This is a genomic window from Bacteroides muris (ex Afrizal et al. 2022) (assembly GCF_004793475.1).
GTDB classification, from domain to species: Bacteria; Bacteroidota; Bacteroidia; order Bacteroidales; family Bacteroidaceae; genus Bacteroides; species Bacteroides muris.
Map to the genome: position 1 here is coordinate 32,276 of NZ_SRYZ01000034.1, position 8,771 is coordinate 41,046.

Here is an 8,771-nt window from a genome sequence, read left to right on the forward strand (position 1 = left end):
ATTTTTCATACCGCACCACCCAAAAGCCGGTTCTATTTTTATGGAAGACTTGGATGAAGTTAACGGATAAACCTATTGAATTCCTTCATCGCCGGAAGCGCTTTACCAGTGCGATTATCAAAAAGCCCCCGATTCAGCCAACCTTCCGTCACAGTATTTCCGCAAGCATTTTCTTCGGGAAACCACCAGAATAGACCGGTCACGTTGGCATGACGGCACAATTCGGCAACCAGTTCGTGAGTAAAGATGCGTTGCCCTTCAGTGCTGATGGGATAAAATTCAGAATACTGGTCCGCACTCTTTGCCCATTGGTCTTTTTCATGCGAATAATAGGCGGCTGTTTCCACAATCATGACTTCCTTATCGGGAAAATCTACAGCAAGAGAATCGAGCGTAGCACCAAGAACTCCCACCGCTTTGTGCCACATAGGATAATAACTAAGTCCGATAACATCATAATCGAGCTGTCGCAAATGGTTATAATAAGATTTCGTCTTGTCCCATTCACCCGCCTTCTCTGTATGAATAATAATCTTTGCCCGTGGACATACTTCACGGCAAGCCTTGGCACCACTCTCCAATAGCTTTACAAATATGTCCCAGTTATCCTTTCCAAGCGGATTCACCTTTGCCGCAGGCCACATCATTCCGTTGGTTATCTCATTCCCCACTTGTACCAAGTCGGGGCATGCACCGGCTTTCACCATTACTTCAAGACTCTTTTTGGTATATTGATAAACACTGTCGGGAAGCGATGCCACGCTACTATTCTTCCAACGACACGGCATAAACTGCTTGCCTGGGTCGGCCCACGTGTCAGAATAGTGGAAATCAAGCATAAACTGATATCCGGCTTCTTTTATTCTTTGCCCCAGTTTCATAACATAATCCAAATCTTGACATACCCCTTCTCCCTTATGCTCCGCCGGAGCCCTATCCGGTTCCACAAACAAACGTACACGAATGGCATTCCAACCTTCTTCCTTGAAATATTCAAGGGGGTTGACGGCTTTTCCCGTTTCGTCACGATATACGGTTCCGGCTTCTTCGTAACTTGGCAACAAAGAGATATCCCCGCCAAGAAGACGCTGCTGCGCATGAATTCCCAAGCACAATACAAGCAGAAAAAACAAAGTGGACATTAATCTAAAAATCTTCATATCAATATCTGTAAATGATTGTTTAACGAAAACACAAAAGCCCTTTTCCTCGTATTTTCCATTGCGAGGAAAAGGGCTTTATTCTTAATAGAAAAAAGATTATTTGAAAGAACCTGTACCGTCAGTAAAGTTCAGATAAGCTTTCTGACCGGCAGCAACCTTTACCCGTTCCTGGTCATTACCACTACCACGATATACAATCTTTCCATCGAGAACGATGAATTCAGTCTTCCACCAGTCGTAGCCGCCAAAGTTCACGCACATACGCACTTCAGCGGCAGCCCCAAAGGCAGGAGATACGAATTCGCCGTCTTTTCCTGTAGGAACGGCGAATTTGTTAACGTCCGCAACCTCCCATTTACCATCGGCAGCAGTATCGCCAATCAGATAAATATTCGGAGCAAGCACATTGACTATGCGGTCGGTTGTGTTCACTACGTGCAGTAAGTACCAACCGGCATTCTTAGCTAACAGATTGGTGCCATCAGCAGTCAAGCCGGCACCGGCTTCGTCATTAATCGTTGCCTCGCCACCAAAGTCATTTCCCCAACCGGCTTGCGGAGCAAACTTAATCTGTTCGCCAGCTTCCAGATATACAATAGTCCAGAATTCGCCTTCGGCACTATGAATCGGAGTTAACTGTTTCCATGTATCACCCCAACCATAGTTGCTGCCGGTCATAAAGAGGTCAACAGTCTTGACTGCCACTTTAAATGACATATTGACAACATCCAAAGTCACGATATAATCATTGGCACCACTAATGACAGGAGTCTGCACCGCTTCACAAGAAGAATCGCCTACCCATACCAAAAAGTTTTCCGTCGCAGCGTCACCGTTTTCAACTGTTCCCATCTGACCCGGATTGACAATCGTGTCCCAATCGGGATTAGCCGTATCGTAAGCACGATAAAACTTAAACCAAGAATCACCTGTCGTATTTACAACCGCTGTATAAATTCCCTCACCCTTCTTTGTCATCACGACAGGATTTGCCGGATCCCATCCTTGGAAATCGCCCAACAGGTAATATCCGTCCTCACAAATCTCAGGAGTAGAAACAGGAGTCAATTTCACTTGCGAAGCACCGGAGACGGCAACAGCCTCGCCTGTCGTCAATTTTGCGGCGACATTCATTGTTACATCCAACGTACGTTCCACATGAGCACGGCTTTTGAACACATCGCGAGTAATTCTATCCAATTCCAATGTATTCACCATCACCTGTCCATTCTTCAATTCCGCCGCAATGGCATTTCCATTTACATTGACACTACCAATAGAGACGGATTCTATCATGGCATTACTGCTCGACAGCGTTGCAATGGAAACGGCATCACCCTGGATGCCTTCTGCATCATCCTTATACTCAGCATACACATCATCCATCATAATGGTGGCATCAGCGCCTGCGGCAAAATTGATTTCATATTTAGCGGCCGCCTCCTCGGAAGGATTGGATTGGGGGTTAGCCCAATCCGTATAATCATCCGTACAAGCACCTAAGGTCATTCCGGCAAGGAACAAGCCTACAAGTATTTGATTTTTCTTCATAATGTTTTTCCTTTTAAAATAAGTATTCATTCAGGTTATTTCACCACACCGGTATCGTTGGCATCTACACCCGGAGTACCGAACTTGACATACAATTTCTGTCCTCCAAGCACTTGTACACTATATTCGCTACCTACACTTTCAGCCCAGTTGTTAGGCATGTCAACATTACGCCAGTACAGACTGCCTTCGAAGAGGGTGAACTCCGTACGCCACCATTCATACGTTCCTACTTTCACATAAGCACGCATCTCACCTCCTCCGGTAAATGCCGGCGATACCCACTCGCCCGTAGCGTCTGCAGGAGCCGTCAGTTGCGATGCCGGATCTGAATCATCCCAAGAAGATGTAGCGGCACCAATGATGTAAACTGCTCCCGGATAAACATTCAATGTATAGTCTATCGCTTCACCGTTAATCTTAGCATCGAAGCACAGCACATACCAACCTTCGTTTGCAACTTTAATGTTGCCTCCGTTGTCAGAAAGACCGGCACCTACCTCATCATTGAACTTGTTAATATCGGCATATCCCAACCATTGTTCCGGATAAGTACCCCATTTGAATTCTGCTCCGTCAGTCAGATACACCATGGCAAAGTAATGTCCGTCCAAACCAAATGTCTTGGCAAGCGGCTTCCAAGTCTTCCAAGCTTCACCAATGCTCGACCCACATACGTAAAGAGTTTCAGGAAGAGCTATGTCCGGAGCCTGATAGGTAGCTACCACTTGCAGTTTGATAACATTGGAATAGCAGTTCCCAAGTTCCAATCCGTTCACATTGGCATGCAAGCGAACATAAATGTCTCTCACTTCACCGGAAGGATATTCCACGCCTTCATTGGCTTCCTGGAACATGGTCACAACCGCATTGTTCAGTTTGCTGCCCGACACGCTGACAACAGTTGAGATAGAGCTTGTCAAAACAGTATATACAGGCTCTTCTGCCGTAAAGTCTTCAAAAGACATTTGCAAATCATAGTTCACGCTCAGAGGCATGCCACCGTAATCAGGCTGACTGGTAGTAAACTTCAACTCGTCGGTAGCCAGCAAATCCAGCACATTATTGGCTGCATTGGCAGGCATATTCAATACAAATCCTGTAGTATTTTCGTGGAATACAGGGTTGCTATCCATATCATTCTCACAAGAGGCGACCATCACCATTGTCAGAATAGGAAGCAACATTCCTAACCATATTTTTTTCATATTATTGTTCCTAATTTAATGATTCGACAAATCTTCTATTAATAACGCGGATTCTGAGTCAGATTCTCATTACCGTTGATGTCATCGGCCGGAATAGGATATACATTAAAGTAACTTTCCACGCCTCTGCCTTCGGCTACACCGCCTTTGAAATCCCAGACATATTCATCACCGGTGAAAAGCCCGAAACGTACCAAGTCGCTGCGACGGCGTCCTTCCATATAGAACTCACGGCACCACTCGTCAATGATATATCTTTCAGTGATGGTGGCAGGAGTAGAAGCACCTGCACGGTCGCGCAGTACCTTGATGTCATCGTATGCCTGCTGAGGATCTCCGCTCAGACGGAACTTGGCCTCGGCACGAGTCAGATACATTTCGGCATAACGGAACAAAGGAATATCCACGTCGGGGAATTCGTTGTGTGAAGTCGGCTCACCATCCGTACGGATATTGCTCCATTTCACGATGGCCAGACCGGAATTGAAACCTGCAATCTGATCGGTCTGCAACTTACGGAGTCCGCCACCGCAACCGGAATAGAAGAGCGCACGCTGGTCGTTGGCTGCTCTCTGAACATCCTTGGTGGTGGTACCAGCAGCCTCATCAAGTGCAATGATGTCGGCTTCAGTAGCCCCTTTAGGTGCCTCAACGGTAGCAAGCGGACAATCTTCGATAGTCGGGAAGAATTTCTGCACCAAAGCCGCACGTGAGAAGTTACAACTCCAACCGTTGGAAGTACCCATGTAAGGCATTCCGGTGATACGAGTGGAACTTACCAGATAGTTGGCACCGCTATAGCTTTTGGTCTTAACGCCGTCCTGACGGATAGGGAAGATGATTTCTCTCATGGCCTGCGTGTTCTGGTCATTATCGGCCATAAATACTTGTTCATAGCCTGTATAACCGTTCTTCGTGGTTTTGGAGAGTTCATATTTGCCATCAAGCAGGTTACAGTAATCGATGGCTTTCTGATAGTCTTTCACTGCACCTTTGGTGTAAACCTCGGAGTTCAATGCCAAACGGGCATGAAGCATATAAGCGGCTCCGCGGTCGGCACGACCAAAGTTCGTGGAATTGTTAAACTCGCCCACTTCGGCAAGTTGCGGTTCTATCTCGGTCAGTTCCTTGTCAATCCAGTCATAAAGTTCCTTGCCTGCTTTCTCTACCGGATATTCATAAATGTCGAAATTAGTCTTGAAAGGCGCCTTTCCCCAAAGGTCGAGGAAATACCACATGTGAAGCGCACGCAAGAAGCGTACTTCGGCACGATAACGCTTATAATCGGCCTCTTCCGCCTTACCTTCTGTATTCTCAAGATAGAAATTGCAAAGTGTCACGTCAAATGCCAGACGCTGGAAAGCCCACTGCACGCGGACTGATGAAGAAGTCCAGCCGATATTGGTAATCTGAGGAATATCGACATCGGTCTGCCATGCCCAAAGGCACTCGTCCGTACAAAGTTCCTGCAAGTTGAAGGTGGTACGATAGAAACCGCTTTCTCCTTCATCACTGCTGATGTCACCACTACCGGCAGGACCTCTCTGTCCGGTCAGACCCAATGTGCTGTAAACTTTCGCCAGCAGTTCCATGTCTCCGTAAGTAGAGCTGGATTGCGGGTCGACAGAAGATATATTCAAGTCGTTGATACACGACGTTGTCACTCCACCCATCAGAAGGGCGGCAAGGACTGTTTTCAAAAATATATGTTTCATCTTTAATATGCTTTAAATGGATTAGAAATTCAAGTTCAAGCCAATCTGAATGCTGAAAGGACGCGGATAGGGATTAGAATCGATGCCGTTTGACACTTCCGGGTCGATACCTTTGTACTTGGAGATGATGAAAGGATTCTGTGCTGTCACGAATGCACGGCCTGAGCATGTTTCATGACCGCCAACCTTGAACAGTGCCGGGAACGAATAACCCAAAGTGATGTTAGAACACTTCAAGAACGAAGCGTTACGAACAAAATAATCGCTCAGATAGTTGTCGTTACCAGCTCCCACACCGGTGAAGCCCAATGCTACAGCTTCCGGAGTCGTGTTGTGCAGCGTACTGTTAGTGTACAAACCGGATTGGCTGACCACTGCACGGTTTGACAAGAAGTCATAATAAACATAGTTGCCAAGAGAAGCACGGAAAGACATGCTCAAATCCCAATTCTTGTAAAGGAACTTGGTTGTAAGACCCATAATGACATCAGCAGAGGGTTTCTTGTAGAAATAGCGGTCACCATCGTCGATGCGTCCATTACCGTCACGGTCCACGTACATGCCCTCGATAGGTTTGCCGTTCTCGTCATATACTTGTTGGTATACAAAGAACGAGTTAACGGGTTCACCGACTTTGTTTGCTTGAATTCGAGTACTATTACCACGGCTGATGTTGGTACTTTGTACGATCTGATAGAAATTGTCATCACCACCTACCAAGTCGGTAATTTCATTATGATTCCAAGCAATGTTATAACTCAAGTCCCAAGTGAAATCCTTTGTCACAATGGGTTTGGCATTGATAGAGAATTCCAAACCATAGTTCTTCAATGAGCCGATATTTTTTGTCAGTACGGAACCGAACTGCATACCTACAGGAATTGTAACCGTGTTCAGCAAGTCTTTGGTTTCACGATAGTAACCATCAACATTGGCAGTGATGCGATTGTTCAGGAAACCCAAATCGATACCGGCGTTGTAAGTGGTAGTAGTCTCCCACTTCAAGTCGGGATTGTAAGCCGACGGGCGCATGGTACCGTAATAAATATCACCAAAAGGATATTGGGCATAAGAATCGCTGACGGTATAATGAGTGACATAACCAAAGTCCGTACCTATATCCTGTTGACCGGTCATACCCCAGCCCAAGCGCAACTTGAATTCATTCCACCAAGTGAGATCTTTCATGAACGCCTCTTCATTGATTTTCCATGCAAACGCTACTGAAGGAAAGTACCCCCATCTGTTGTCTTCGTGGAAACGTGAAGAACCGTCGGCACGGAACGTAGCCGTAAGCATGTATCTATTAAGCAACGTATAATTCAAACGACCGAAATAAGATACCAAAGAGTAGTGCGTAGCCCATTCCTGCTCTTTTCTTGAGCTTGGATTGTATGCCTCACCGGTATAAGGGTCTGTACCTTGGCCATAGTTGTAACCGTTGCGGTGGTAGTGGCTCTCTTCTGCACCTACCATGACATCAAAGTTATGGGCTCCAATCTCTTTCATGTACTGGGCATAGGCATTAGCAGTAATACTATACTTATAATACTGGGTCACACCGTTCCATCCATAATAGTTATTGGAATAAGAATACTTGGAGATTATATCATCCTGCTTACTTTCCGTGTACTGACCTCCATAGCTGGCGTGCAGATGCAGGTCTTCAAAACCATGAATCTTATAGTCAGCCTCAATATTGCCCGTGAAGTCATTGGCGGCAGCTTCCGTATCCTTCATTTTCAAGAGAGCCAACGGATTCTGCGGAGCATTGGGATTATTGGTGTACAACCATTCCGAATTGAAATTCTGAGGAGTCTGTGAGTACTGGAAATAACCGCCGAAGAAGGGAGAGCGAGGATTGTCGGCAGCGAAATAGACGGGTTGTGTCGGGTCCATGGAAAGAGCTGCACCAATGGCGCCACCTGCGTCCGCATAGCGGTCTTTCTCGTACATATACTTGGCATTAACCTTCAGATTCAGATGGTTATCGAAGAAAGACGGAGAAAGATTCAGGCCGACATTGGCACGACGCATCCAGGAAGTCTCTACAATACCATCGGAAGAGTTGTAGCCCACGCTCAAACGATAAGGCATATTTTTCAAGCCACCGGATATCGAGACATTGTGATTGTGAGAGATGGCAGTACGGAATATCTGGTCTTGCCAGTCGGTATTGGCATCGCCCAAGCCTACGGTGCCGGCATTCTCTCCCCACATGCCATTAACAAGTGCGCGAAACTCGTCACCGTCGAGCACATCGTATTTCTTCTGAATCATGGAAATTGTCATGTCGCCATTGTAAGATACCTTAGGAGCAGAACCGCTCTTACCTTTCTTGGTAGTGATGATGATAACACCGTTCGAAGCACGACTACCATAGATTGCTGTAGCAGAAGCATCCTTCAAGACCGTAAAGGTCTCAATATCACTTGGATTGACCATAGCCAAAACGTTACTCATACCTGTTGCCGTGTTGTTATCGATAGTCAAGCCATCAATGACAATCAACGGGTCGTTCGAGGCATTCAGAGAAGAACCGCCGCGCACGCGAATTTGAGCACCGGAACCCGGAGTACCACCAGAAGTAATGACATCGACACCGGCCACCTTACCGACCAACATGTCTTGTGCATTGTTTGTGATACCTTTACTGAGTTCATCCGGCTTGATAGCAGTAACCGAACCGGTAAGGTCATCTTTCTTTGTGCGTCCATAGCCCACAACCACAACTTCGTCCAGCATTTCGCTATCTTCTACCAAAGTTACAATGATACTGGGAGCCGCAGCCACTTCCTGAGTCTTATAACCGATGAAAGAAATAACCAAAGTGGCTCCTTTCGGAACATTCAATGAGAAGTTACCGTCAAAGTCGGTAATAGTACCATTTGTAGCATTCCCTTTTTCCACTATACTCGCGCCTATCACGCCACCCAAGGCATCTTTCACATGCCCTTTCACAGTGATGTTCTGTGCATAAGCGCCTACAGACAAGAATAACCCTAACATTAGGGTAAGAATCGTTTGACAGATTCTAAGATTAACTTGCTTCATGCATTTAATAAATTAAAGTTAACAATACTACTGGTGCGATAAAAATCGCGTTCGTTTAGAAATCATCAAATAAAGAGAGT

Annotated in this window: 5 protein-coding genes; all 5 read right to left on the reverse strand. The window is 46.1% G+C overall.

Going from position 1 to position 8,771, the window contains the following annotated elements; translation table 11 throughout:
• Positions 1–59: 59 nt before the first annotated feature.
• On the reverse strand, positions 60–1,160 hold the full coding sequence (locus tag E5355_RS13600) for a glycoside hydrolase family 53 protein (protein WP_136010788.1): 1,101 nt from the start codon (positions 1,158–1,160) through the stop codon (positions 60–62).
• A gap of 99 nt (positions 1,161–1,259) precedes the next feature.
• Positions 1,260–2,714 (reverse strand): Outer membrane protein SusF domain-containing protein, encoded by a 1,455-nt coding sequence (locus tag E5355_RS13605; protein WP_136010789.1) that lies wholly within the window; start codon positions 2,712–2,714, stop codon positions 1,260–1,262.
• Between the two features lie 35 nt (positions 2,715–2,749).
• Positions 2,750–3,922, reverse strand: coding sequence for a SusF/SusE family outer membrane protein (locus E5355_RS13610; protein WP_136010790.1), 1,173 nt, complete (start codon positions 3,920–3,922; stop codon positions 2,750–2,752).
• A gap of 38 nt (positions 3,923–3,960) precedes the next feature.
• Complete coding sequence (gene susD / locus E5355_RS13615; RefSeq protein ID WP_136010791.1) at positions 3,961–5,637, reverse strand: starch-binding outer membrane lipoprotein SusD; 1,677 nt, start codon at positions 5,635–5,637, stop codon at positions 3,961–3,963.
• A 21-nt stretch (positions 5,638–5,658) separates the two neighbouring features.
• Entirely contained in the window at positions 5,659–8,691 is a 3,033-nt protein-coding gene (locus E5355_RS13620) for a SusC/RagA family TonB-linked outer membrane protein (RefSeq protein ID WP_136010792.1), read from the reverse strand.
• Between the last annotated feature and the right edge of the window lie 80 nt (positions 8,692–8,771).

Excerpts from the sequence above, each read along its gene's own strand:
- susD (WP_136010791.1), bottom strand. The coding sequence starts at position 5,637 with ATGAAACATATATTTTTGAAAACAGTCCTTGCCGCCCTTCTGATGGGT.
- E5355_RS13610 (WP_136010790.1), bottom strand. The coding sequence starts at position 3,922 with ATGAAAAAAATATGGTTAGGAATGTTGCTTCCTATTCTGACAATGGTG.
- E5355_RS13600 (WP_136010788.1), bottom strand. The coding sequence starts at position 1,160 with ATGAAGATTTTTAGATTAATGTCCACTTTGTTTTTTCTGCTTGTATTG.
- E5355_RS13605 (WP_136010789.1), bottom strand. The coding sequence starts at position 2,714 with ATGAAGAAAAATCAAATACTTGTAGGCTTGTTCCTTGCCGGAATGACC.
- E5355_RS13620 (WP_136010792.1), bottom strand. The coding sequence starts at position 8,691 with ATGAAGCAAGTTAATCTTAGAATCTGTCAAACGATTCTTACCCTAATG.